Source organism: Halobellus sp. LT62 (genome assembly GCF_037031285.1).
GTDB classification, from domain to species: Archaea; Halobacteriota; Halobacteria; order Halobacteriales; family Haloferacaceae; genus Haloquadratum; species Haloquadratum salinisoli.
In genome coordinates this window covers 1,761,857-1,787,766 of sequence record NZ_JAYEZO010000001.1, presented here as the reverse complement: position 1 = coordinate 1,787,766, position 25,910 = coordinate 1,761,857, and the positions used below count along the sequence as shown (strand labels likewise).

General features: G+C 62.3%; 22 protein-coding genes. 12 read left to right on the top strand and 10 right to left on the bottom strand.

The genetic code is table 11. The features are described from left to right. Positions 1 to 12 precede the first annotated feature (12 nt). The 9 genes from dgoD to U5919_RS08600 all read left to right on the top strand — a co-directional run bounded on the left by dgoD (position 13) and on the right by U5919_RS08600 (position 9,820). Entirely contained in the window at positions 13 to 1,164 is a 1,152-nt protein-coding gene (gene dgoD / locus U5919_RS08640) for a galactonate dehydratase (RefSeq protein WP_336023621.1), read from the top strand. Between the two features lie 79 nt (positions 1,165 to 1,243). Beyond that, positions 1,244 to 2,278 (top strand): NAD(P)-dependent alcohol dehydrogenase, encoded by a 1,035-nt coding sequence (locus U5919_RS08635; protein WP_336023619.1) that lies wholly within the window; start codon positions 1,244 to 1,246, stop codon positions 2,276 to 2,278. 144 nt (positions 2,279 to 2,422) lie between these two features. Continuing rightward, a complete protein-coding gene (locus U5919_RS08630; RefSeq protein WP_336023616.1) occupies positions 2,423 to 2,872 on the top strand; it encodes a universal stress protein in 450 nt (149 codons plus the stop codon). Positions 2,873 to 2,921: 49 nt separating this feature from the next. Beyond that, a complete protein-coding gene (locus U5919_RS08625; protein WP_336023614.1) occupies positions 2,922 to 4,073 on the top strand; it encodes a hypothetical protein in 1,152 nt (383 codons plus the stop codon). Positions 4,074 to 4,132: 59 nt separating this feature from the next. Beyond that, positions 4,133 to 4,936, top strand: a complete 804-nt coding sequence (locus U5919_RS08620; RefSeq protein ID WP_336023612.1) for a class I fructose-bisphosphate aldolase — start codon at positions 4,133 to 4,135, stop codon at positions 4,934 to 4,936. Positions 4,937 to 5,571: 635 nt separating this feature from the next. Then, the gene (locus U5919_RS08615) at positions 5,572 to 6,606 is read left to right on the top strand and encodes a zinc-dependent alcohol dehydrogenase (RefSeq protein ID WP_336023610.1); all 1,035 of its coding nucleotides are present in this window, start codon (positions 5,572 to 5,574) and stop codon (positions 6,604 to 6,606) included. A gap of 18 nt (positions 6,607 to 6,624) precedes the next feature. Next, the gene (locus U5919_RS08610; RefSeq protein WP_336023609.1) at positions 6,625 to 7,032 is read left to right on the top strand and encodes a 6-pyruvoyl trahydropterin synthase family protein; all 408 of its coding nucleotides are present in this window, start codon (positions 6,625 to 6,627) and stop codon (positions 7,030 to 7,032) included. Then, positions 7,029 to 7,919: an SAM-dependent methyltransferase gene (locus U5919_RS08605; RefSeq protein ID WP_336023607.1), complete on the top strand. Its 891-nt coding sequence runs from the start codon at positions 7,029 to 7,031 to the stop codon at positions 7,917 to 7,919. The genes U5919_RS08610 and U5919_RS08605 overlap by 4 nt, the downstream gene beginning before the upstream one ends. A gap of 314 nt (positions 7,920 to 8,233) precedes the next feature. Further along, on the top strand, positions 8,234 to 9,820 hold the full coding sequence (locus U5919_RS08600) for an APC family permease (protein ID WP_336023605.1): 1,587 nt from the start codon (positions 8,234 to 8,236) through the stop codon (positions 9,818 to 9,820). Between the two features lie 166 nt (positions 9,821 to 9,986). Here U5919_RS08600 and U5919_RS08595 read toward each other — a convergent pair whose 3' ends face one another. The 5 genes from U5919_RS08595 to U5919_RS08575 all read right to left on the bottom strand — a co-directional run bounded on the left by U5919_RS08595 (position 9,987) and on the right by U5919_RS08575 (position 15,375). Beyond that, positions 9,987 to 10,739 carry a hypothetical protein gene (locus tag U5919_RS08595; RefSeq protein WP_336023603.1) on the bottom strand — a complete coding sequence of 251 codons (753 nt, stop codon included), beginning with the start codon at positions 10,737 to 10,739 and terminating at the stop codon, positions 9,987 to 9,989. Between the two features lie 48 nt (positions 10,740 to 10,787). Further along, complete coding sequence (locus tag U5919_RS08590; protein ID WP_336023602.1) at positions 10,788 to 11,810, bottom strand: metallophosphoesterase family protein; 1,023 nt, start codon at positions 11,808 to 11,810, stop codon at positions 10,788 to 10,790. 76 nt (positions 11,811 to 11,886) lie between these two features. Then, positions 11,887 to 13,425, bottom strand: coding sequence for an aldehyde dehydrogenase family protein (locus tag U5919_RS08585; RefSeq protein WP_336023599.1), 1,539 nt, complete (start codon positions 13,423 to 13,425; stop codon positions 11,887 to 11,889). A 3-nt stretch (positions 13,426 to 13,428) separates the two neighbouring features. Then, a complete protein-coding gene (locus U5919_RS08580) occupies positions 13,429 to 14,493 on the bottom strand; it encodes a zinc-dependent alcohol dehydrogenase family protein (protein ID WP_336023597.1) in 1,065 nt (354 codons plus the stop codon). Positions 14,494 to 14,577: 84 nt separating this feature from the next. Then, the gene (locus U5919_RS08575; RefSeq protein ID WP_336023595.1) at positions 14,578 to 15,375 is read right to left on the bottom strand and encodes an IclR family transcriptional regulator; all 798 of its coding nucleotides are present in this window, start codon (positions 15,373 to 15,375) and stop codon (positions 14,578 to 14,580) included. A gap of 724 nt (positions 15,376 to 16,099) precedes the next feature. On the opposite strand from U5919_RS08575, the gene U5919_RS08570 reads away from it, so the two are divergent. Beyond that, positions 16,100 to 16,789 (top strand): DUF1028 domain-containing protein, encoded by a 690-nt coding sequence (locus U5919_RS08570; protein WP_336023593.1) that lies wholly within the window; start codon positions 16,100 to 16,102, stop codon positions 16,787 to 16,789. A 25-nt stretch (positions 16,790 to 16,814) separates the two neighbouring features. Here the strand turns inward: U5919_RS08570 and U5919_RS08565 are convergent, their stop codons facing one another. Genes U5919_RS08565 through U5919_RS08550 form a run of 4 tightly spaced genes read right to left on the bottom strand, consistent with a single transcriptional unit; the run spans position 16,815 to position 22,535 of the window. After that, positions 16,815 to 18,989, bottom strand: coding sequence for a dipeptide ABC transporter ATP-binding protein (locus tag U5919_RS08565; RefSeq protein ID WP_336023591.1), 2,175 nt, complete (start codon positions 18,987 to 18,989; stop codon positions 16,815 to 16,817). Next, positions 18,986 to 19,891, bottom strand: a complete 906-nt coding sequence (locus U5919_RS08560; RefSeq protein ID WP_336023589.1) for an ABC transporter permease — start codon at positions 19,889 to 19,891, stop codon at positions 18,986 to 18,988. Before U5919_RS08560 ends, U5919_RS08565 begins: the two co-directional genes overlap by 4 nt. After that, complete coding sequence (locus U5919_RS08555; RefSeq protein WP_336023587.1) at positions 19,891 to 20,844, bottom strand: ABC transporter permease; 954 nt, start codon at positions 20,842 to 20,844, stop codon at positions 19,891 to 19,893. Before U5919_RS08555 ends, U5919_RS08560 begins: the two co-directional genes overlap by 1 nt. Positions 20,845 to 20,861: 17 nt before the next feature. After that, positions 20,862 to 22,535: an ABC transporter substrate-binding protein gene (locus tag U5919_RS08550; RefSeq protein ID WP_336023585.1), complete on the bottom strand. Its 1,674-nt coding sequence runs from the start codon at positions 22,533 to 22,535 to the stop codon at positions 20,862 to 20,864. 134 nt (positions 22,536 to 22,669) lie between these two features. Here U5919_RS08550 and U5919_RS08545 point away from each other — a divergent pair, with 134 nt between their 5' ends. Beyond that, entirely contained in the window at positions 22,670 to 23,917 is a 1,248-nt protein-coding gene (locus U5919_RS08545; protein WP_336023583.1) for a Zn-dependent hydrolase, read from the top strand. Between the two features lie 354 nt (positions 23,918 to 24,271). Continuing rightward, positions 24,272 to 25,087 (top strand): IclR family transcriptional regulator, encoded by an 816-nt coding sequence (locus U5919_RS08540; protein ID WP_336023581.1) that lies wholly within the window; start codon positions 24,272 to 24,274, stop codon positions 25,085 to 25,087. Between the two features lie 57 nt (positions 25,088 to 25,144). Here U5919_RS08540 and U5919_RS08535 read toward each other — a convergent pair whose 3' ends face one another. Further along, positions 25,145 to 25,909 (bottom strand): IclR family transcriptional regulator, encoded by a 765-nt coding sequence (locus U5919_RS08535; protein WP_336023579.1) that lies wholly within the window; start codon positions 25,907 to 25,909, stop codon positions 25,145 to 25,147. Position 25,910 lies beyond the last annotated feature (1 nt).

Below are 25,910 nucleotides of genomic sequence, written 5' to 3'. Positions count from 1 at the left end.
GTGATCACGTGTATGCAAATCACCGGATACGAACTGTTCGCCGTTCCCCCACGGTGGCTATTGCTCAAACTCGAGACCGACGAGGGGATCGTCGGATGGGGAGAGCCGATCATTCAGGGACGACTCGACACCGTCCGGACGGCGGTCGAAGAGCTGATCGAGGGGTATCTGCTGGGGACAGACCCGCTTCGAATCGAGTACCAGTGGCGGAAGCTCTATCAGAGCGGGTATTTCCGCGGTGGGCCCATCCTGATGAGCGCGCTCGCGGGAATCGACCAAGCCCTCTGGGACGTCAAGGGCCGCTACTACGACACGCCGATCTACGATCTACTGGGCGGGTATGTCCGGGATCGGATGCTCGTCTACCAGTGGCTCGGCGGTGAGGACCCCGAGACGATCGCGACGTCAGCGCGCGAGGACTACGAGAACGGCTACCGCGCCTTCAAGCTCAACTTCGCCCGGGAGTTCCGGTTTCTCGAAACGCCGGCGGTCGTGGATCGATCGATCGATCGGGTGGCCGCCGTCAGAGACGCCGTCGGTGACGACGCGTTCCTCGGCGTCGACTTCCACGGGAGAGTCTCCAAGCCGATGGCCGCCGAACTCGTCCGGCGGCTCGAACCGTACGATCTGATGTTCATCGACCAGCCGCTGCTTCCGGAACACGCGGACGGGTTCGACGCGATCAGCGACCGGACCACGATCCCCATCGCGACCGGCGAGCGGTTCTACTCGCGGTACGATTTCAAGCGACTGTTCGTCGAGGACGCGGTATCGGTTATCCAACCGGACGTGACACACGTCGGCGGAATCAGCGAACTTCGGAGGGTGGCCGCACTCGCGGAAACGTTCGACGTCGCCGTCATCCCCCACTGCCCGCTCGGCCCGATCGCGTTCGCTGCCAGTCTCCAGGTCGGGTTCTCCTCCCCGAACGTCGTGATGCAAGAGCAAGATCTCAATCTCGAAACCCCGGACGAGAGCCAACGGCTGTCGTTGCTCGAAGACCCGGCGACGTTCGAGTTCCGAAACGGGTACGTCGAACGGCCGACCGGTCCGGGACTCGGGATCGAAATCGACGAGGACCGCGTCCGGAAACAGGCCGAAGCGGAGGTCAACTGGTACAACCCGGTCTGGCACCACGAGGACGGCAGCGTTGCCGAGTGGTGACGTCGTCTTCCGAAACTGAAGCGGGCGTACCGCCGTGCCGACCCGTAGATTTTAGTAACCGATTATCGTACCGATCGATATGCAGACCGCTGTCTTAGTCGAACCGACGAGTTTCGAACTCCGCGATCGCGACCGGCCGGAACCGGGACCGACCGACGTACTCGTCGCGATTCGGGAGGTCGGAATCTGCGGGTCGGACGTGCACTACTACAACCACGGTCGGATCGGCGACTACGTCGTCGAGGACCCGCTGATCCTCGGCCACGAGAGCGCCGGAGAGGTTATCGCCGTCGGCGACGACGTCTCGGACCTCGAACCCGGCGATCGCGTCGCGTTGGAACCCGGCGTTCCGTGCCGCCGCTGCGCACACTGCAAACGCGGGGAGTACCACCTGTGCGAGGCGGTGGAGTTTATGGCGACGCCACCGCACGACGGGGCGTTCGCCGAGTACGTCGCGTGGCCGGCGGATTTCGCCTACAAGCTCCCCGAGAGCGTGTCGACGCTCGAAGGTGCCCTGTGCGAGCCCCTCTCGGTCGGGATCCACGCCGTTCGCCGTGGAAACGTCGCGACTGGCGATACGGTCCTCGTCACCGGTGCGGGGCCGATCGGCCTGCTGGTCGCCGACGCCGCTCGCGCCGCGGGAGCGACGGACGTGCTCATCACGGATATCGTCCCCGAAAAGCTCGAATACGCCCGCGATCGCGGAATCGACCGCGCGGTAAACGTCGCGGAGACGAGCCTCGACGACGCCGTCGACGAGTACACCGACGGTGTCGGTGCCGACGTCGTCGTCGAGGCGTCCGGCGCTGAGCCGTCGATCAGGTCGACGCTTGACGGGGTCCGACGCGGTGGAACGGTCGTGCTCGTCGGGTTGGCCGACGAGGCGGAAGTCCCGTTCGACGTCCTCGACGTGATCGACAACGAACTGGACGTCCACGGTTCGTTCCGCTATGCGAACACCTACGGTGCAGCCATCGACCTTCTCGCCGACGACGTCGTCGACGTCGCCGATATGGTCGATTTCGAAGCGTCGCTCTCGAACATCGACGACGCGTTCGACCGCGCGATGGAACCCACCGTGATCAAGGGAATGATCTCGGTCGGAGAAGTGTAGAACGGAGTCCTGTGGATCGAAGCGGAGGCGGCCGATCTCTCTGCCTCGTTTGGTAGCCGCCTCACTCGTCGATCGCGGATTCACGACCGCCGAAACCGTCGGTACGGGATATAAATATAAGGCGCTCCGCTCTGAGGTGGGGGTATGGCGCTGAACTCAGTGTTACTCGCAGTGGGTGCTGAAGACTCCGATCGCGCGGAGCGAATGGCACAACTGGTCGTCGATATCGCCGGTCCGGCGGGAGCGACGGTCGTGTTGGCTCACGTTTTCAGCGAGAAACAGTACGATTCCACGATCGATCGGCTCAATTTAGCGGATTCGTCGGACGCCACGCCGGACCGCGTGGCCGAGCGCCACTCGGCGACTCGATCGATCGCCGAGGTGTTCGAAGAGGAGGGGATCGCTTACGAGATCCGCGGCAACGTGGGATCTCGCGGCGAACAGATCGTCCAGTTGGCTGACGATCTCGGCTCCGATCTACTCGTTGTCGGCGGTCGTCGACGCTCGCCCACCGGAAAGGCCGTCTTCGGCTCGACAGCGCAGGAGGTACTGCTGTCTGCGCCGTGCCCCGTCACGTTCGTCCGCGACAACTGACTCACGTATCCGTTCGGGTAACTACCATCCAAACAATGTTCGATGAGCTATGACGACTTCGGATACGACTGATTTCGAGCCGGACGTTACGACAGCGGAGGCGATACCCGCCTGCCAGCGACAGCTACCAGACGCCGTCGGCGGCGGGAACGTCGTCTTCGGCTTCGATGGGTTCGTCGACTCCGTCCAGCGGATGGTCGACACGCGCCGCGATCCGGAGTCGTACACGCCGATCCGGACGCTCGATTCGCTCGCCGACCGCTTTCGCGCCTCGGCCGATGAAAACAGCTCGATCGCGATCGAATGGGTCAACGACGGGACCCGATTGGGTGGCCATACGTCCCACTTGACTCGGTTTTACGGCGGCATCGGATACGATCCGACGTTGGTCGGGACGTTCGGGACGCCGCCGCGCGAGACGTTCCAAACGGAGTTCGGCGAGTACGAGATGGTTTCGATCGGTGAGCCCGGCGAAACACACGCCGTGGAGTTCGACGACGGGAAGTGTATGCTCATCGAACCGGGGAGTTATCTCCGGTTCGACTGGGAGTCGTTTTCCGAGCGTATTTCACCCACCGCTCTCGCCGAGCGCATCGACGGAACCGATCTCTTCGGTATCGGATATTGGACCGTGATGCCCCGACTTCCAGCAATCATCGACGGAATCCGCGAGGAAGTCTGGCCGATGCTCTCGGACCCGCCCGAAGAGGTCCTGTTCGATCCCGGTGACATCCGTCAGCTACCCGACGAACAGATTCAGCCCGGAATCGAGGCGTTGGAGCGCCTCGCCTCGGTCACGTCGCTCACGGTGAGCGCCAACCGCGTCGAGACGCTCGCGCTGGCGGATATGCTGACGACCGACGACCCGGGGCGATCGTTTACCTCGGCGGTAACGACTGTGTACGACCACGTGGACGTGACGCGCTTCGTCGGTCACAACGTGGACTTTTCGGTCTCCGTTTCGGACGCCGGGACCGCTCGCGTTGACGTCCCGAAAGTGGCCGAACCCGAAATAACGACGAGCGCGGGCGATCACTTCAACGCCGGCCTTTCGCTCGGGCTGCTGCAGGGCCTCGACGATCCGGCCTCTCTGGTGCTGGGTAACGCCGTCGCGAACCACTTCGTCCGGACCGGCTCCCCGCCCGCCTTCGACGAGATCGTCGATGTCGTACACGAATACGAGGAACTGCTCTCGGTCTGAGGTTGCCGAACCCCAAACACTTTGTCGGTCGTCGACTCACTCAGACCGAGGACGCGACAATGGACGATTACGACTTGTTAGACACCGCATCGGGAAACGCGCTCGTCACGGCCATCGATCACGGCCTCAGTCTCGGTGCCACGGAGGGGTTCCGCGATCCGGAAGCGACGCTTCGGTCCGTCTTGGACGGCGACCCGGACGCGATTCTCGTCGGTCCACACTTCGCGCGTCGCTATCGAGAACTGATCGCGAACGCCGGCGTCGACGTCGTCGTGACGGCAGATATCGTGACAAACTCCACGCGTCCGGGGTTCGACGACGGCCACGACGTGTGGACTCCCGGATTCGATCCCGAACTACTGTTGGAACTTGAGCCGGTCGGCGTCAAAGTGGTGCTCGTGTTCGGTCGCGACGACCGACAGCTGTTCCGACGGAACCTCTCGTACATCGCCGAAATGGCCGAACAGCTCCGTGGGACGGACGTCCCGCTCGTCGTCGAACCGGTGATGTGGGGCGAACGGGTCCCCGCTGAACTGGAAACGCATCCGGAGTACGTGGCACGGGCCGCCCGTATGGCTTGGGAATACGGCGCTGACATCCTGAAACTCCCGTACACCGGAGACGTTGAAACGTTCGAACCGATCGTCGAACACTCACCGGTCCCGGTGATGATCCTCGGCGGCCCGAAGTCTGGGACGACCGCAGCGATGCTCACCGACGTCGACGGAGCGATAGCGAGTGGTGCACGCGGAATTATGATCGGCCGATCGATCTGGAAGACCGAGGACCCCACGGCCGTCATTTCCGCACTCGACCGCATCATCCACGAGCGAGCGTCTGTCGACGCAGTGTGGAGTGAATAACGTCAGAACACTGGCGTTGGCCGCTTCCGATCCGAAATAATCGAGGAGTAGGGTGTCGTCACTGAGAGGGGAGACCTAGTCACTACATCGAACGGTTCCCCACTCCTCATACGGTTTTCTACCGTACTACTACATATTCTTTATGCATATTACGGAGCGGACCGGTCGATCTAGCCGATACATTGCTCTCGATGGTGCCGACTTGAACCCCGAATTAGATCATTATACAATACTATCATTATTATAAACCATTTTATATTTACACATCTGGATTCGTGACGTTAGTAGACTAGAAGTTATTGTTAGTATCCTATTTGTTGATCACTAGTACAATAATTTTCAATTCTACCTTTTATATAGACTTTTTCAGAGTTATGAGGTACTCTCTTGAGTAGAAAGAACAAACAGCGAGTCGTCTCGATGTGGTATTCGGATGGACTCTCCGCACGCTATCTTTTCCTCTCAGGCGACAATATGGCCGACAGTATGAATACCGCGCAAAACGCACCACACTACTGAACTGTGTACCAACGCTGTCGAGATCAGCTCGTTCGTGGGGCGGTTTCACCGGCGGGCGGTGTTTCCGGAACCGTCTGCGACCCGTTCGTTCCACTGACACCGCCGGAACCGAACCAATGAACAGAAGATCGCTGTACTTCACCGCTCCGCACGAGACGGCGATCAGGCGGACGACCGTGGATTTCGGCCCCGAAGAGCTGCTCGTCGAAACAAACATCTCCGGCGTCAGTGCCGGAACTGAACTGCTCATCTACCGAGGAGAGGCACCTGCGGAACTCCCGGCCGACGAGACGCTCGAGACGCTCGACGGAGACCTCTCTTTCCCGCTCCGGTACGGGTACGCTGCGGTGGGCGACGTCGTGGCTGTCGGGGAGGCGGTCGACGACGAGTGGCTCGGGCGGTCGGTGTTCGCGTTCGCGCCCCACGAGACGCACGTTTCGGTGGCTCCGGAGAACGCGATCCCCGTCCCCGACGGGATCGCCCCGTCGACGATGGCGGTCTTTCCGTCGGTCGAAACGGCCACCTCGCTCGTGCTCGACGGACGACCCCGGATCGGCGAGGACGTCGTCGTGTTCGGCGCGGGCGTGGTCGGCCTCTGCACGATCGGGATTCTCTCGTCGTTTCCGCTCGGACGGCTCATTGCCGTCGAACCGATCGCCGAACGCCGCGACCGGGCCGAAGCGATGGGCGCAGACGTCGCCGTCGCTCCGGAGGAACTGAACACGGTTCTCGATATCGGCGGTGCGGGTGGATCAGCCCCCGACGGTTCTCCTCGAAGCGGTGCCGACCTGGTGTATGAGCTTTCCGGGCGACCGCAGACTCTCGACACCGCCGTCGCCGCTGCGGGCTACGACGGCCGCGTCATCGTCGGCTCGTGGTACGGCGAGAAACCGGCGACCCTCGATCTCGGCACGTCGTTCCATCGCGATCGGATCTCCGTGGAATCGAGCCAAGTGAGCACGCTCGCACCGGAGACTCGGGGCCGGTGGACGAAATCCCGTCGCTCGTCGGTGGCACTGGAACGCCTCGCCGCGGTGGACGTCGCGTCGCTCATCACCCATCGAATTCCGTTCGCCGAGGCGTCCGAGGCGTATCGACTACTCGATGACCGCGGCGACGGTGTCCTCCAAGTCCTCCTCACCTACGACTGAGACGATACGACCGATACTATGTCCGGAACTGACACCACCGACGCGTACGAACTGTCCGTCACCAGAGATTTCGTCGCACAGCACTTTCTCACCGTTCCCGATCCGGGACCAGAGGGCGACGTTCACAGCCATCACTTCACGGTTGAACTCCACTTCACGGGCCCCCATCTCGGCGATTTCGGCTATCTTGTCGATATCGATGCAGTCGAAGGCGTTCTGGACGTGCTCGAAGGCCACTATCGGGATGCCCTTCTCAACGATCTCCCCGAGTTCGAGGGGCTGAACCCCAGTATCGAACATTTCGCTCGCCTGTTCGGTGACCGTGTCGAAGAGCGCTTAGTCGACCCGACACCAACGGGGCTGACCGTCCGGATATGGGAGGACGAGGTCTCGTGGGCGAGCCACACTCGTCGCCTGAACGAATGAAGCACGCACGTCCGCGGTACTTGGAATCGAAGCGATCCGTCGATGATCGTGCCCGATCGCCACGCGTCCGCGACCGACTGCTCGCGGCGCTCCCCGAGGAACCGCTGATCGTCGAGGCGGGTTGTGGGACCGGCGTGACTGTCCCACAACTGCTCTCGTGGGGCGTCGACGCGGGACAGTATCGTGGAATCGACACCGACGAACGAATCGTCTCTTTCGCTCGCCGCGCTCGTCCGGCAGCGCTCCGCTGGGACGGTCACCGAGTTTCCGAGGACCCCAGCGCACACGGTTCGACGTCCCGGAAGGTCTCTGGGGGCCGCGATTTCGTTGTCGGGGATCTCGGCGTCTCCTTCGGGGTTGGTGACGCGCTCGATGCCCTCGAATCGTCGGCTGGGGTCGACCTCGTGGTCGCGCAGTCGTTCGCGGATCTGGTCCCGCTTTCGCGACTCACCTCTGCAATCGAGTCCGCGCTCACGTCCGGTGGACTGGCGTACCTCCCGCTGACGTTCGATGGCGGAACGATCTTCCAACCGGACCACCCGGCCGACGAGGCAGTCGAGCGGGCGTACCACGCGGCGATGGGTACTGCGCCGGGACGGGACGTCCGCGCGGGGCGGCACTTGGCTCACCGGTTCGGCCAAGGCGAGGGTGACCTTCTCGCGGCGGCGAGTTCGGACTGGATCGTACGCCCGCGTAAGGGGCGATACGTTGCGGACGAGCGGTACTTCCTCTCTCAAATCCTTCGGTTCGTCGAGCGAGCGCTCGCGACCACCGAACACGCACCCGGCCAGTTCGACTCGTGGCTGTCGACGCGACGGCGACAACTCGCCGGTGGAACGTTATTTTACAGCGCTCACCAGTACGACTTGCTCTATCGGGCCCCGTAGCTGCCCCGGAAATCGGAACTGACTGCCAGTTGCCCGACTCGGTACTCGATCGAAGAAGCTGAATTGATTCTACTTATTGAATATCACTTTATAAATAAACATACTTAATTTATCCTATACAACCTCAGTATCCTCCAAAAAATAGGATTCATAGTAATTCGTGCTACCTTGAATAATAATATTATTTACTAGTACTGATTTCTATAATATATTATGAATTACCGCGTTCGATCTACGCACGGTGTCCGAACGATCTGCACGCTAACCACCACTGTTAAGTGTTGACGTGATCAGCGTTGTCACGGAGGTCGATTATGTCAGGGGATGATACCCTCTTCGTTCGAGAAGCCACGGGCTTAGTCCGTGATTGGTCATCGTACGACGCAGGAATATACGCGTTCCTGTCAGTGAACATCGTGACGTTGGGGTTCTACATCTGGACGTTTAACGCGTTCATTCCGCAGGGAAGCCCCATACTGGCGACGCTCATTGCCGTTGTCGCGATCACGTTACAGAACGTCGTCTACGCGACGCTCGTGGCGTCGATGCCGCGCGTCGGTGGCGACTACGTGTGGCAGAGCCGCCTGTTGAGCGGTTTCTGGGGCTTCTTCCTCTCGTGGCCCGGCTGGGTGTTTATTCTGTGGTTGTGGGTGCCGATCTACGGGTCGATCCTCTCGTGGCTCGTGCTCGGCCCGATTTCGGCGCTGTTCGGGTTCGTCGAACTGGCGAACTTCTGGAACTCCAGTATGGGACTTTTCACCTCTTCGATGATCGTCGTCGCGTTCGTGTTCCTCTACGTCAGCCTCGGAATGAAGTGGTACGCGCGAATCCAGCAGGCGCTGTTCTACGTGGGGGTCGTCGGTATGCTCCTCTTCATCGGCGGCCTGCTCACGACGAGCCCCTCGCAGTTTCAGTCGGCGTTCGACGCTCAGATGACCGCGTGGGGAATGGACGTGACGTACAACGGCGTCATCGAAGGGACCTCAGTCAGCTTCGCGTCGCTGTGGAGTCTCAACTGGGGGGCGTCGTACAAGCTCTTCCCGATGCTGTTGTTCTGGATTATGTGGACCGTTTGGGGCTCGACGCTCTTCGGTGAAGTTCGCGAAGCGGGCGAGTTCAAGAAGATGTTCGGCGTCTTCGAGGGCGCGCTGATCGCCGCCGCGGCGCTGGCGATCGTCCTGTGGCCGCTCTTCGACTCCGCGGTCGGGTACACGTTCTATCAGGCGCTGAACTACAACTACTTCGTCGGCGCGGGTGCCCAACAGTGGCTCTCCTCGCCGACGACGATCGCGGCGATCGCGATGGGCAACGGGATCCTCGCGAAACTGATGGCGATCCTGATGGCCGGCTGGTTCTTCGCGTGGTCGGGGACGGTGTTCCTCTCGTCGACGCGCGTCATTTTCGCGACGGCGTTCGACCGGACGATCCCAGAGGTGTTCTCCGAGGTCAAGGGCCGGTACAACACGCCGATTTACGCCATCCTGTTGATGGCGATTCCGGCCGCGATCCTCACGGTGATCTACTTCTTCGCGCCGGGCTTTCAGACGCTCACGCTCGCCGCGACGTTCGCCATCGCCGTGACGTTCCTCGGCTCGACGATCGCGTGTATGCTGTTCCCGTGGCGGCGTCCGGAGCTGTTCTCGAAGAACCCCGTGTCGAAGTACACGATCGCGGGCGTTCCGGTCGTCTCGATCGTCGCCGGCGTGTACGTGCTGATCCTGCTCTCGGTGTTCTACCTGTGGGCGACCGAGAGCGTCTACGGGCTCAACAACGCGCGCTCGATGGGCTTCCTCGGCGTTCTGTATCTCCTCTCGGCGATCATCTACCTCGGAATGAAGTACTACCGGGCGCAGGAGGGCGTCGATCTCGGCAACCTCCACTCGGAGATCCCGAAGGACTGATCGTCAGCACGACGCCACGGCCTCGGCGTCTGCAAATTCACGTTTTCCTTTTTGTTGACGCGGTATGCACGACCCGGAGTCCCGCGAGCGAAAGAACCGCGGTTCGGGCCGGTCTCGCATCCGATTCAGCCGGAATCAGAAGCCGAGAGTCACCACTCGGGACGCGTCAGCCGAGTTCGGGCCGTTTGTACCACTGCTTGTGCTCGCCGATGATCGAGCGGAGCCTCCATCGGAGGCTTTTCGCGTTGTCGTCGATCCTGCCTCTGAGACTATCGAGACGCGAGAACACCGCCTCTTCGTCGATCGGCACGTCGTTCGATTCGACGTACTCGCGGACCCGGTCGAGGCTGTAGGTGACCGTCCGCCACAGCCCCCAGTCGCTGCTACAGAGGCCGGCGATGTACGCCGAATCGATCACTTCCGTATCGTCGCTCCCGGCTTCGACGGCGTGGTCGGCGATCATCGCGACGATATCGCGGACGTCGCGGTCCGAGACCTCCACGATCTGCAGTTTCGAGAGCAGTAGGTCCTCGATCGGGACCGTCGGATGGTCGAGGTCGATCCGGTCGCGGAGGCCCCAAGCGTGACAGAAATCGAATCGATCGATGACGTAATCGGCCTTCCGTTCGTTCACCGGATCGAAGAACTCTAGTCGGAAACGGCGCATCGTGTTGAACCGCTCGTTCGCCTCGTAGCCCAAATCGAGCATCAGCTCGGTCATCTCCTGTTCCTCCTCGCGCCGTCCGACGAAATCGACGTCGCGGTACCCGCGTTTGAACGGTTCCTCACGGGCCGTCTCGGCGTGGCGGTTGATCGCGGTTCCGCCGATCAACCGAACGGTCAAGCCGCGTTCGTCGGCGCGCTCGATGACTCGTTGGGCCTCTTCGATCGGGTCGGACCGCGGTTCGGTTTGGCTCACGACGATCTCACCTTGCTACCGTGTAGCATCTTACGCCGGTAGTTAAACCTACCCCCTGACCAACCCGACGACGTCGACCTCGGGCGTCAGGTCGATGACGGCCCCCTGTAACGATCCTTCCGAGTAGACGCTTCCGGGGTTGATCGCGGTCGTCTCACCGATTTCGGTCTGCCCGCGGGACTCGTGGATGTGCCCGTGCAGCGAGAGCGGCGGCTGGTACTCCTCGATGATTTCTTTGACGGACTCGCTCCCGACGGGTTCCGTCGACTGCGCACCGAACTTGGGTCGCAGGTCCTCGTCCAGTTCGGGTGCCTCGTCGAGGCCCGAGTCGTACGGCGGCTCGTGGAAGTTGAAGATCGCGCGGTCGTAGTCGTCGACCTTTCCGACGACGCGTTCGAGCCGCTCTCTGAGCTCCGCTTCGGACTCCTCGCGGTCGGTGTCCCACGGTGTCGGATGCGTCCAGCCGGAACTGGCCATCTGATAGCCTTGGTCGAGTTCGACGACCTCGCCCTCAACGAGGCGGACCAGATCGGATGATTCCCACACCGCGTCGATCTCGAAGGGATCGTCGTTACCGGGGCTGGCGTACACCGGCGTATCGTCGAGGCGCTCCTCGCCGAATTCGATCCACTCCTCGATTCGCGATTTCATCTCCGAGATGAAGATCTCGTTCTGTCGCTCGTCGGCGTCGTCGGCGTTCTGTAGGCTCTCGTACTCGGACTCGTCCATCACGTACGGGTAATAGCCCGTGTTCTCGAGTGTTTCGAGTAGCTCGTCAAGTTCGCCGTCGTCGGTGATCGTGTGCTCGTCGCCCTGCCGGGTGTACGTGTATCGATCGCCCTCGTCGACGATCGGAAAGATCGCCTTTCCAGTGGTGTCGCCGCCGAGCACTAACACGTCGGCGTCGTAGAAGTCGGCGCTGTTGATGAACTTCCGCCAACAGGCCGTGGAGCCGTGGATGTCGGTGGCGTAGAAGATTCGAGTCACTCCCGGCTCCTTGTCCATCCCGGCGGTGTCACGCGATGCGTTCTCCTGATTGAGCTTCCGTTTGAGCGTGTCTACTAGTCCCATCGTTCTCTCTGTCGGAGTATCCGGCTTCTCTGAAAAAAACGTTTGGCTGCCGTTCGGTCTCACGGTCCGAGCGGAACTACGATCCGCCCGCGCCGGCGGGATCGTCGAGATTGACGTAGACCGTCTTGGTCTGCCTGTAGTGATCGATCGCCTCCTCGCCCAGATCGCGGCCGATTCCGGATCGCTTGAACCCGCCGTAGGGGCCTTCGGGCAGGATCGGACCGTAGGCGTTGACGTAGACGATCCCGGCCTCTAAGTCGGCCGCCGCGCCGTGTGCGAGGTCAGTTGATTCGGTCGCGATGCCGGCCGCGAGCCCGTACTTCGTGTCGTTCGCCAACGCGATCGCCTCGTCGTACGCCTCGAACGACTGGATGGTCTGGACCGGGCCGAAGATCTCCTCGCGGGCGATCTGCATATCGTTGTCGACGTCGGCGAAGGCGGTGGGTTCGACGTAGTGGCCGTCCGCGAGCGCGGGATCTTCGGGCACGTCGCCGCCGACTTTCAGCGTCGCCCCCGCTTCGATTCCCGCGTCGATGTACCCCCGGACGGTGTCGTACTGCTCTCGGTTCGTGAGCGGTCCCATCGTCGTCCCTTCGACCAGTGGGTCGCCGAGGACGTATTCCTCCGCGCGGTCGACGAACCGACCGACGAACTCGTCGCGGACGTCCTCGTGGACGAGGACCCGCGAGAGCGCATCGCAGATCTCACCGGTACTGTAGTAGACCCCGTCGGCCGCGGCGTCGGCGGCTTTGTCGAGGTCCGCGTCGGGGAAGACGAGGAGCGGGGACTTCCCACCCAGTTCGAGGGTCACCGGCGCGATACGTCCGGCGGCCGTTCGCATCACTCCCTCGCCGACGCTCTCGCTTCCGGTGAACGATACCTTTCGGATTCCCTTATGCTGTGTGAGTGCCTCGCCAACCGTCGACCCCCGCCCCGTGAGGACGTTCACGACGCCGTCCGGTAGTACGTCCTCAGAGAGCTGCGCCATTCGCAACGTGCTCAGCGGGGCGTGCGCCGAGGGCTTGAGCACGGCGCAGTTCCCGGCGGCGAGCGCGGGGCCCAGTTTCCACGCCGCCGCCCACGCCGGGAAGTTCCACGGCGTCACCTGTCCGACGACGCCGTACGGCTCCGAGCGGGTGTAGAGGTGTAACTCCCCTCCTGCCGGGATCTGATCGCCGGTCTGTGCGCGCACGATCGAGGCGTAGTACCGAAGCGTGTCGATCGTCCCTTCGACCTCGCCGCGCGCCTCCTCGAGCGTCTTCCCCGTGTCGAGCGACTCCAGTCTGGTCAGCTCCTCGCTGTGGTCTTCGATCGCGTCGATCCACTCGGAGAGCCGTTCTGAACGCTCTCTCGGCGTCGTCTCGCGCCACGTTCGCTCGTAGGCGTCCCACGCGGCGTCGACCGCGCGATCGACCCCGGTATCGTCGCAGGCGGGGACCTCGACGATCGGCTCGTCGATCACCGGATCGATCGTCGCGACCGATTCGCCGCCTATGCCCTCGTCGGTTCTCGTCTCCCCGTCGATCCACGGCCCGACATCGACGGTGAGAAGCGCCTCGGTGTGGGCCTCGCGGTGCCGCTGCCGAATCGCGTCTCGCGTGTCCGATCGGACCATCGCTCAGGCGAACTGGGTGACGACGGGGATGCCGACCGTCTGGTAGTCCGTCATCGCTTCGAGCTCGTCGGTGACGCCTTCGAGTCCGATCTCGTCGGTGATGATCGCCCCGGGATCTAACTTCCCGTGTTCGACCATCCGGAACATCTCGCCGTACTTCGACGGCGGGAGGCCGCTGGAGCCGTTGATCTCGATCTCGTTCATCACGATGGTATCGGTCGGAAGCGAGTTGTACCCGTGCTGCTCCTTCGTCGTGAGACCGATCTGGACGTGGCGACCGCGAGTTCGCAACGAGTTAACCGCGTTCTTGCAGGTCTCCTCGATTCCGAGCGCGTCCAAGGAGACGTGCGCGCCGCCGTCGGTGATGTCTCTGACCTCCTCGACGGGATCGTCGACTTCCGATCCGTCGACGGTTGCGACCGCGCCGAGTTCCGCTGCCATCTCCAGTTTCTCGTCCATCAGATCGACGCCGATCACGTTGCCGCCGAGCGCGTTGGCGATCTGCACCGCCGAGAGGCCGATGCCACCGAGGCCGTAGATCACGACGTACTCGCCGCGGCTGACGTCCGCTTGGTGAGCCATCCCGCGGTAGGCGGTCATGTACCGACAGCCCATCCCGGCGACCTCCACCTGATCGACGCCGTCGGGGAGCGGAACGGCGTTGATGTCGGCGTGCGGGATCGGCACCTCCTCGGCGAACGCGCCGGGTGCGCCCTCTTGGAACCCGAGTCCGAGGTGGTTCTCACAGAGGTTCTCGTATCCGACGCGGCACTCGTGGCAGTGCCCGCAGGCGAAATTGAAGGGAATCGCGACCTCGTCGCCCTCGCTGACGGATTCGACGTCCTCGCCGACCTCGACGACGGTTCCGGAGGGCTCGTGTCCGAGGATATGTCCTCGCGGCGGCTTGTAGTCGAACCACTCCCAGTTACCGACCCAGCCGTGCCAGTCGCTGCGACAGACGCCGCAGGCGTCGACGCGCGCGACGACGCCGTCGGGGTCCGGGCTCGGGCGTTCGACGTCTCTGATCGCTAACGGCTCCTCGTACTCTTCGAGTACTGCTGCTCGCATACGACTTGACGTGTGTGACCACTTACCAAAAATCTTCTCCCACGTGAATACCCGTCGATTCGTACTTGCGTACCACGCGGACGCTCAGACGGGGCCGGCGATGGACTCCACTTCGGCTTCGATCGACGACGCGACGTCGGTGATCGCACGCGGGATCTCGCGGTCGAGCACCGACCCGTCGATCCGATAGCTCGGTCCCGAGACGCTGAGCGCTCCTAGGGGAGTCCCGTCCGCTCCCGTGACGACCGTCCCGACGCTTCGCAGTCCCTCGGCGTAATACTGGTCGCCGATCGAGTACCCGCGCTCCTCGATGCGATCGAGCTCGTCGAACAGCTCCGATCGGGAGGTGATCGTCTGGTCGGTGAGTGCGGGAAGCTCCCACTTGTCGAGTATCGCTTCGACCCGGGACCGGGGATACGACGCCAGTATCGCGAGACCCGAACCGGTGGCGTGCATCGGGTAGTAGGTCCCGATGTTCGCTCGATAGCGCTTGGTCCCGTCGCCGCTCCCGTATTTGGCCCACTTGTGGTAGGACTCGACGATGGTGATTATCTGCCCGTGGTCGTCGACGACGAAGTCACACTCCTCTTCGGTCCGCTCGGCCAACTCCTCGACGCCGGCTTTGACCGCCGTGAACCACGGCCACTGTTCGCGAGCGTACTCACCGAGATTCAGGAACTTGTAACCGATGTAGTACCGTTCGCCGACCTTCCGCAGAAATCCGGCGCGTTCGAGTGTGGTCAGATGCTTGTGAGCCGTGCTCTTGGCGACATCGTGTGCTTCGACGATCTCGTTCGTCCGCACGCCTCCGCGCTCTCGAATCGTCGAAACGATCTCCAGCGACGTCTGCGTCGTCTTCACCGTCGAGCCAGTATCCGACATTGAATGGTACGTATTCCCATAGGATGATAATAGTTTCGTATAATCGAATATACTCGCATCGCGTTCGGAAGCGATGGCAAGAAAGTCACACCGCTACGAGTATCGGACGGCGTTTCGCGGCACTCCGCTGTGGCTTGGGTGAAGCGACTGAGCCTTCCGGAGACGTCACTGCCGCTTCGTGCCTCCGGATAGGAGGCCGATTTTCCGATCGAAACGTATCCCCAACTCTCCTGCCAAACACATACGGATAACACCCAAATACTCGAATTTACTCCACTTTTGTAGGTATAAAACACAAGTTCGAACATATATTTTCGATACTCTTCTGGAACTACCAGATACCGGAGCCAGTTCGAGTATACGATACTATCTTATAGTATTTCCGGGGGAGAAAATAACAGTCGTACCTTTGTTAGCTAATCTTCCGGGATCGTATCATTGAAATTTGTCCGATTCGATTGTTATACAATAGCACGACTATTCTAAAAAGTCTTGTTTCAGGCCGGTACCGACATTTACGCGAGAATCATCAAAAAATTAAACGTAATCTGTCATACTTATCTATGTGTAAGATTTTGCTATCCCCCACTTGTCGCCTCCTGTGGTTCGCCGACGGATCGCGGTGTGTACGAACCGGTGTGAATCGACGACCGCGTGTCGCACGCGACGGCGACCGAGACGGGCACCTATTTAGCGGTTCCACACGATGACACGAACCGAAGCAATGCGATACACTCCCGGCACGTTCTCGATAGCGGCGCACGATCCCGAGACCAACACGTTCGGTGCCGCGGTGACGACTGGTACAGTCGCGGTCGGCGCGACCTGTCCGTACGTGAGTGAGAACGCGGCGGCACTCACGCAGGCGTTCACGAAGACGGAGCACGGTCGCGACACGGTCGCCCGCGTCGACGCCGGCGAACGGGTCGACGAGGCGTTCGAGTCGCTGCTCGCGGCCGACGAGTACGCGTCCTATCGGCAGGTCCACGGCGTCGACGCCGAGACGGAGTTCGCCTTCACCGGCGAGGAGTGCAGCGAGTGGGCGGGCCACCGCGTGGGCGAGCACTACACCGTCGCGGGAAACCTCCTCACGGGCCCTGATGTCGTCGAGGCTGTGGCGGACGCATACGAATCCGCGGCGGGGGATATGCCCGAACGACTCGTCTCGGCGCTCGAAGCGGGCGAACGCGCCGGCGGCGACGACCGCGGCGAACTGAGCGCGGCGATACTCGTTCACGCGCCCGAACCGCAGTTCTACCACAACCTCCGAATCGACCGCTCTGAGACGCCGGTCTCGGACCTCCGCGCGTTACTTGCGGAAGCGCGTGAGGCGAGAGAGCGGGTGCGGACTGAGACCGACGAGGTGTTCGACGACTACCCCGAAGAACTGCTGAATTTCGGCGTCAAATACTGAGTACGGCCCCGCGGGCTTCGACCGATCAGTCTGATTCGGCCGTTTCGACGCCGCTCGGTTCCGTGCTAATGAACGAACCGCGCTCGCTCATCTCCTCGATAGAGAGGTGACAGGAGATCTGATGGTCGCCGTCGCCGACGGCCTCCAGTTCCGGTACGTCCGTCTCGCAGACGTCGCCGATCTTCTTCGGGCACCGAGTCTGGAACGGACAGCCCGAGGGCGGATTGATCGGGCTCGGAACGCTGCCCTCCAAGAGGATCCGGTCGGTCTTCCGGTTCGGATCGGCGTGCGGCACCGCGGACAACAGGCTCTCGGTGTACGGGTGGAACGGCGCGGAGAAGACGTCCCCGATGCGTCCGAACTCGGCGATTTTGCCGAGATACATCACTGCGACGCGATCGCAGATGTGGCGGACGACGCCGATGTTGTGCGAGATGAACAGATACGAGATGTCCGAGTCCGCTTGGATCTCGTTCAGCAGATTGAGGATCTGTGCCTGCACACTCACGTCGAGGGCCGAAACCGGCTCGTCACAGACGATCAGCTTCGGCTCGACGGCGAGCGCGTGCGCGATGGCGACGCGCTGCTGTTGGCCGCCGGAGAACTCGTGGGGGTACTTGCTCGCGGCGTCGCCCGAGAGGCCGACGCGCTCTAAGAGCTCTCGAACGCGTTCGCGTTTCTCCTCGCCGGTCGCGATGTCGTGTCGCTCCATCGCGCGGCCGATGATCCGGCCGACCGGCTTCCGCGGGTTGAGCGAACTGTGCGGGTCTTGGAAGATGATCTGCATCTCCCGGCGTAGGCTTCGAATCGCCCCCGATCCGAGTTCGTGGACCGGCTCGCCCTCGAAGTAGACCTCGCCGTCGGTCGGTTCCAACAGTCGGAGCGCGGTCCGGGCGACGGTCGACTTCCCACAGCCGGACTCGCCGACGAGGCCGACGGTCTCGCCGGGGTAGATGTCGAAACTCACGTCGTCGACGGCCTTGACGTACCGGCGCTCGATCGACGGTAACCCGCCGCCGTCCCACGAGAGCCGGACGTTCCCGAGCACCCCTTCGCCCGCGCTGAAGTACTTCTTCAGGTTGCGGACCTCGAACAGCGGTTCGCCGGAGCGGTCGATCTCCTTTCGTCCGCTTCCGGCTTTCGCTGCGGTGCTCTCGGAGAGGTCCAACTCCTCGGCGTGGATACACGCCGCGCGCGAGGAGTCGTCGCCGACGCTGTCGAGAGAGGGATCGCCGCCGGATCGACACTCGTCGGTCGCGTGCGGACACCGCGGCGCGAAGTTACAACCGTTCGGGAGATCCGAGAGGTCCGGCATCGCACCGTCGAGCGTCGGGAGCTCGTCGTAATCGGTGTCGACCTCGGGGATCGAGTCGATCAGCGCCCGCGTGTAGGGGTGCCGCGGCCGCTCGAAGAGGTCGTCTAACTCCGACGTCTCGACGAGGTTGCCCGCGTACATCACGCCGACGTGGTCGCACGTCTGCGCGACGACCCCGAGGTTGTGCGTGATCATCAGGACGGCCGTGTTCTCCCGCGCCTGCATCTCGTTGAGCAGGTCGAGGATCTTCGCCTGCGTCGTGACGTCGAGCGCGGTCGTCGGCTCGTCGGCGATGATCAGGTCGGGCTCGCACGAGAAGCCGATCGCGACGAGGACGCGCTGGCGCATTCCGCCGGAGAACTCGTGCGGGTAGTCGTCGATGCGCTCTCCGGCGTCCGGAATTCCGACCTCGTCCATCCACTCGATCGCGAGCTCACGCGCCTCCGACTTGGAGACGTCCTGATGCCGCCGAATCGTCTCGATGATCTGCTCGCCGACCGTCATCACCGGGTTCAGCGAGGACATCGGATCCTGCGGAATCATCGCGATCCGGTTGCCCCGGATGTCGCGCATCTGCTTTTCGGACTTCTTCAACAGGTCCTCGCCGTCGAAGACGACTTCGCCGCCCGTGATCTCGCCCGGCGGATCGATCAGACGCATCAGCGACCGCGCGGTGACCGATTTGCCCGCGCCGGATTCGCCCACGAGACCCATCGTCTCGCCGCGGTCCAACGAGAACGACACGCCGTTGGAGGCGACGACCGGGTCGTCTTCCGTCCGGAACTCGGTGCGAAGCCCCCGGACGTCGAGGAGGGGTGCCTCTGCATCCGTCGATTCCTCGACGCCGTCGGCGGGCTCTGCGTTTTCGATGCGCTGTGTGCTCATTCTATCGCCTCCACTTTCGGATCGAGGACGTCGCGGAGGCCGTCACCGAGCATGTTGAACCCGACGACGGCGATGCCGATCGCCAGCGCCGGGAACAGCAGCATCCACGGTGCGGTCTCCATGAACCCTCGACCGGTGTTGATCATCAGTCCCCACGACGGACGCGGCGGCTGTGCGCCGAGTCCGAGGAAAGAGAGACTGGCCTCGGCCAGAATCGCGAACGAGACGTTGAGCGACCCTTGGACGAGGATGGGTGCCGTGCAGTTCGGGAACACCTCACTGAAGACGATTCTCGTATCGCTCTCGCCGCGCGCGACGGCCGACTCGACGTAGGCCTCGTTGCGCTCGGCGAGCGCCGCGCTGCGCGAGACGCGCGCGATGTACGGCGTGTAGACGAACGCGAGCGCGATGATCACGTTCACCAACTCTGGACCCAGCACGACGAGCAACGTCAGTGCCAGTAACACGGGTGGGAACGCCATCGCGGCGTCCATCACCCGCATTATCACTTCGTCCGTGAGTCCCCCGGCGTATCCGGATATGACGCCGACGACGGCCCCGACGAGGAGCGCGCCGGAGATCGCGCCGAAGCCGACGTACAGCGAGATTCGGCTGCCGAGAACGACGCGGCTGAAGATGTCGCGCCCGAGATCGTCCGTGCCGAACGGATGCTCGACCGACGGTGCCTCCGTCCGGTCTTCGATACTCGTCTCGTTCATTCCGTACGGGGCGATGAACGGCGCGAACACGGCGACGAGGATCAGCGAGACCACGAGGAACAGTCCGACCATCGCCTTCGTGTTCGATCGGAACTTCCGTGCGAAGTTGTCGATGCGCTCTTTTTGCGACTCCGAGAGGAATCCCTCGTCTTCGCCCTCATCGCGGTGCTGTTCGACGGCCATTACTCTTCACCTCCGTATCTGATCCGCGGATCGAAGTACGCGTACAGCAGGTCCGCGGCGAAGTTCGATATCATGTAGATCAGTGCGACGACGATGATGCATCCCTGGATGAGCGGGATGTCGCGGCTCTGAATGGCCGTCAGCGTCAGGCGACCGATGCCGGGCCAGAAGAACACCTCTTCGAGCACGACGACGCCGCCGAAGGCGTAGCTGAACTGGAACGCGATGACGGTGATGACCGGGATCACCGCGTTCTTCAGCGCGTGCCTGAGCACGACGACCCGCTGGCTCATCCCCTTCGCGCGAGCGAGCTTGATGTACTCGGCGCTCAGCACCTCCAGCATCGACGATCGAGTCATTCGCATGATGTATGCCGTGAGTGCGAAGCCCATCGCCCCCGCCGGGAGCACCAACCGCTTTACCGAACCGACGAGGTTCTCGGTCGGCGAGACGTAGCCGCCGGTCGGAAAGAGGTTAAACCAGACGGCGAACACGAGGATGAAGACCAGCCCCCACAGGAAGATGGGCATCGAGATCCCGATGAACGCGAACATCGACGCGGTCAGATCGGGCGCTTCGTTCTGGTTGACTGCGGCGTAGACCCCGAGCGGGATCGAGAGCGCGACGGCGATGAGCGTCGCGGTCACCGCGAGCAACAGCGAGCGGGGGAGCCGTTCGGCGATGAGCGCCGTGACCGGCTCACCGAAGCGGAGCGACTGACCCATATCTCCTTGGAGGAGTCCCAACACCCAGTCGAAATACTGTATGTACAGCGGTCGATTGAGCCCCAACTGCGCTTCGAGCGCGGCGAGTGACTCCTCTGTCGCGTTCGGGCCCAGTATCACGAGCGCGACGTTTCCGGGGAGAATGTTCGTGACGGCGAACGCGATAAGCGTCACTAAGAACAGCGTTACCGCCATGAATCCGACGCGCCGTAAAACGTAATTGTACATCGATGGCTTTCGGTGAGTTACCTGTCGAGCCAGTTGTCCGAAAACTGGAGCGTCGATCCGTCCGGCGCACCGATGTCACCTTTGTACTGCGGGGCTGCCGCGTACAGGCTGGGCTGCCACCACAGGAAGAGGTGTCCCGCACGCTCTTCGTGGAGAATCTCCGTCGCTTGGTGGTACAGATCCGCCCGCTGGTCCTCGTCGTACAGCGTTCGGGCCTCCTCGACCAGAGAGTTGTAGTCCTCGTTGACCCAGTTGGTGAAGAAGAACGCCCCGTTCGGGTGGAGGAACTTGTAGAACGAAACGTCGGGGTACCACAGCGCGAGGTAGGAACTCGTCGTCGCTTGGAAGTTTTGGTCGGTGAAGACGTCCGAGAGCCAAGAGTTCCACGTGATCTGTTGGATTTCCAGATCGATTCCGGCCTCCGCGGCGTCGCCCGCGATGACCTCGGCGGCTTGGACCTGTGCGGGGTACGACTGCGGGACCTTGAACGTCGCGGAGTAGCCGTCGGGCATCCCGGCGGCGTCGAGGTGTTCCTGCACCTTGTCGAGGTCGCGCTCGCGAGGTCCGATGTCCGGGTGGACCCACGGGCTGCCGGGTGCTGCGGGCGATGCGGTCGTCTGTCCGGTGCCGTACAGGGCCGCCTCTGCGACTTTTTCCTTGTCGATCGCGTAATCGAGCGCGAGGCGGGCGTCCTTGTTGTCGAAGGGTTCCTCGTCGCAGTTCAGTCCGAGGTAGACGAGCGACTTCGGGAACTGCCGCTCGAACCTGGCGTCGGGATTCTGTTCGACGGTGGACACGTCCTTGGGAGCGACGCCGTTGATGAAGTCGTACTCGCCGGCTTGGAACGACTGGAGTCGGACGCTCGAATCGGGGATCTCGCTCTTGACGATCGTGTCGATGAACGGGCCATCCTCCTCGGATGCGCCCCAGTAGTCCTCGTTGCGGACCATCGTGAACGAGGTCTCGATCTCACGGCTCTCGAACTTGTAGGGACCGGTGCCGATCGGCTCCTCGACCATGTCCTTCTCGGCGTTCTCGGCGGGCATCACCGAGAGCTCCGCCGTCGCCATCTTCGCGAGGAAGGGCGCGAACGGTTCGGTGAGCTGGATCTCGAAGGTGTAGTCGTCGGGAGCGCGGAGTTCCTCGACGTACTCGAAAAAGCCCGTCGCGAGGTAATCGCCGTTTTGAACGCGCTCGTACGTCGCGAGCACGTCTTTGGAGGTCATCTCCTTTCCGTTGTGGAACGTGACGCCTTCGCGGAGCTCGAACGTCAGGAGCGTGTTGTCCTCGGACTGTTCCATCGACTCCGCGAGGTGTGGTTCGATCGAGTAGTCGTCCTGCAGTGCGACGACCTCCTCGTAGATGTTCTCGAGGACGCGCTTCGACGCCGCGGAGGTGTCGATGTGGGGATCGAGCCCCTGCACGGGGACCGCGCCGCCCCAGTTCAGCGTGCCGCCCTGTTTCGGGTTCCCGGACGACTCCGTTCCCGTCCCGGAATCGCCGCTGCTATCCCCGCCACTCCCGTCGCCGGAGTCGTCGCCGGAGCCGTCACCGGAACCGCCGCCCGAACACCCAGCGAGCGCGGCCGCACCCGTCGCCGCGGCGGTACCGAGGAAGGTCCGACGCCCGAGGCGTCCCGACCCGTTATCATTATCCGTAGTTGACTCTACCTCCTTGCCATTCTCTTGCATATGGCTCGTCAGAGAATACACTATCATATAAATATTTTGGAATACGCAGTATTATGCGTCGAACTGACCAGCCCCCCACCCACAGATAGACGATAGGATAATATAGGAGAAGATAGACACAGCGAATACGCGCTATGCAGATCAACCAGCAGCGACTCCGAAGCGACATCGAGTCCAACGCGGAGTTCGGAGCCGTTCCCACCGACGAGGGCCGTGGACGGACGGTTCTCACCGGCAGCGAAGCCGACCGGCGGGCCCGAGAATTCTTCTGCGAACGACTCCGCGACGCCGACCTCTCGATCTCGATCGACGAGGTCGGCAACATCGTCGGACGCTGGGTCCCAGACAGTGCCAACCCTGACGCTGCCGCTGTGGCGACCGGGAGTCACTTGGACTCTGTCCCGGAGGGCGGAATTTTCGACGGTCCGCTCGGCGTGTACGCCGGGTTGGAGAGCATCCGGGCGATGCAGGACGCTGCCGCCGAGCCCGCCCGGCCGATCGAAGTCGTCTGTTTCACCGAGGAGGAGGGCCAACGCTTCGACGGGGGACTGATCGGTTCGGCGGTCGCAGCGGGTGATATGACGGTCCAAACGGCACTCGATATCGAGGACGCCGACGGCGTTCCACTGGGCGACGCGCTCGCGGATATCGGCTACTGCGGGGAGGGCCGGCTCGACGCGGCCGCGTGGGATGCGTGGATCGAACTCCACATCGAACAGGCCGAGCGTTTGGTAGCTGCCGACGCCGTCGGCGGTGTGGTTACGACCATCGTCGGTCTCTCCCGGTGTCAGGTCGAACTGTCCGGCGAGGCCGATCACGCCGGATCGACGTTTATGGACGAACGAAGGGACGCGCTCGCGGCCGCCAGCGAGTTCGTCCTCGACGTCGAACGAGCGACGAACGACCGCCGATCGGTTTCGGAGTCGGCTGTCGCCACCGTCGGGAAGCTCGACGTGTCGCCGAACGCGCCCAACGTGATCCCGGGTCGGGTGTCGCTCACCCTCGACGTCCGCGACGTCGACTACGACTCGATCACTCACGTCATCGACGCCGCGAGATCGAGTCTCGACCGGATCGAATCCGACAGAGCCGTCGAAACGTCGCTCGAGCATCCGTGGGACCGTCGCCCGATCGAAATGAGTCGGCGCTGCCGCGATGCGCTCCACGCCGCGGGGGCCGACGGCGGCCTCGATACGATCGACCTCCACTCCGGCGCGGGCCACGACACGATGCACGTCGCTGACGTGACCGACGCCGCGCTGCTCTTTGCGCCGTCACGGGACGGGATCTCTCACAATCCGCTCGAGTGGACTGACTGGGAGGACTGTGCGGACGCGACGCGAGTGCTCGCGGGTGCGCTCGCACGACTGGCGTCCGAATAGCGTTTCCTCGTCTGAATAGCGCACTCTTGCTTCTCCGTGGATCACTTTGGCTCTCGACGCCTTTTCGATTCGCCAGCCCGTTGGCCCGTCGATCGGTAACACGTCGTCGACGCTGATACGCAATCGTTTGGTCTCCGTCCTCGGCCGGAACGACGACCCGTTTTTCTGCTGTATGTGAACGAGGTCGTATTCGGCCTTCATTGCCGATGAATACCCAGTAATTGGCGTTTTCGATATTTCAACTCGTTCGCGGACGTCCCTGAACGCCGTCTCCGAGGGGTTGAACTCGACACCTCGAAACTGCGGGTTTACGAAATACAAACAACTATAGTCGCACGGACCAGAACAACAGGTATGACGGACGAACGGCCGACCGGTTCGCCGCGGACCTTGAAGACGGTATCGCGCGCGTTCGATCTCATTCGGGCCTTAGAGGAGTTAGACGGGGCCGGCGTCACCGAATTAGCGGAGTACTTGGACCTCTCGAAGAGCGTCGTCTACAACTACCTCAGTACGCTTCGCGCGGAGAAGTTCGTCGTCAAGGAGGGCGACACCTACCGGCTCTCGTTGCAGTTTCTGCTTGTCGGCGAGTACGTACGATATCAGAACACGCTCTATCGGATCGGGAAGCCCGAACTCGAAGAGCTCGCCGAAACGACCGGCGAGTTCGCTCACCTCGCCACCGAACAGCACGGACTGGGGGTCAATCTCTACAAGGTGAGCGGCGAGAAAGCCGTCGGCAGCGACTACCAAGTGAACAAGCTTCAGCGCGCGGATTACCTCCATTTTTCGGCGACAGGGAAGGCGATATTGGCGCATCTCCCGCGCGAACGCGTCGAGTGGATCGTCGACAAGTACGGACTTCCGGCGAAGACCGACTCGACGATCACCGACCGTGAGGACCTGTTCGAGGAGCTCGACACGATACGTGAACGTGGCTACTCTCTCAACGATGAGGAGGAGATCACCGGACTGCAAGCCATCGGTGCGCCGGTGACGAACCGTCACGGGCGCGTCCTCGGATCGATCAGCGTATCCGGCCCCGTTCGTCGAATGAAGCGTGCTGACTACCACAAACAACTGATCGAGGACGTCGTCAACACGGCGAACGTCATCGAGGTGAACATCAATATGGAAGAGACCGACGAGGAGTTCCCGACGTTTAGCTAACGCGTGTCTCGAAATCACCTAACGGACGTACGCGTGTTATGTATGTCTCGGTAGCCGTCACGTGTATGAGATAGTGAGTTGAAACTCCTTTACGGCACCCGTGACCAGTTCCGGCAGGTCTGACTCGAAGCGCTCGCCGCGCATCCTGTGGGTCGGTCCGGCGACGACGAGGCTTCCGATGACGTCGTCTTGGGCGTCGAAAGCGGGTGCGGCCACCGCTCGAAGTCCCGTCGTGTACTCCTCGTGGGCGTAAGCGTACCCCCGCTCTCGGACGTCACTGAGATCAGCGCGCAGTTCGTCCATATCGGTCAACGTCTGCTCCGTCCGTGGCGGCAGTCCGTACCGTTCGAGTATCCGGTCCCGTCGGTCCTCCGGAAGAAACGCGAGAATCGCTTTTCCGGACGCCGATTGGTGGAGAAACACGTTCTGTCCGACTCTCGCCTCCGACGGAACTCCCTCCGTCCCCATCTCACAGTAGATGAACGTGCCGACGCCCTGTTCTTCGACGAGGAATCCGACGAACTCACCGGTCTGGTCGGCCACCTGTTGGACGATCGATTTCGATTGGCGATGAAACGAGTAGCGTTCGCGGGCCGCCCCGCCATACCGGAGAAACTCGAGTCCCAGAACGTACTCGTCGTCACGCTTGTCGACGAACCGCTGCGCTCGGAGCGTTTCTAAGTGTCTGTGAACCGTACTCTTGGAGACGCCGACTTCCGACGCGATCGCTGTCAGCGTGGCTGTTTCGAGACTGTGAAGCGCGTCGAGTATCTCTAGGAGTGTTTCGTCCGACTTGATTGTGTCCCGAGGTGGTGCGTTCATT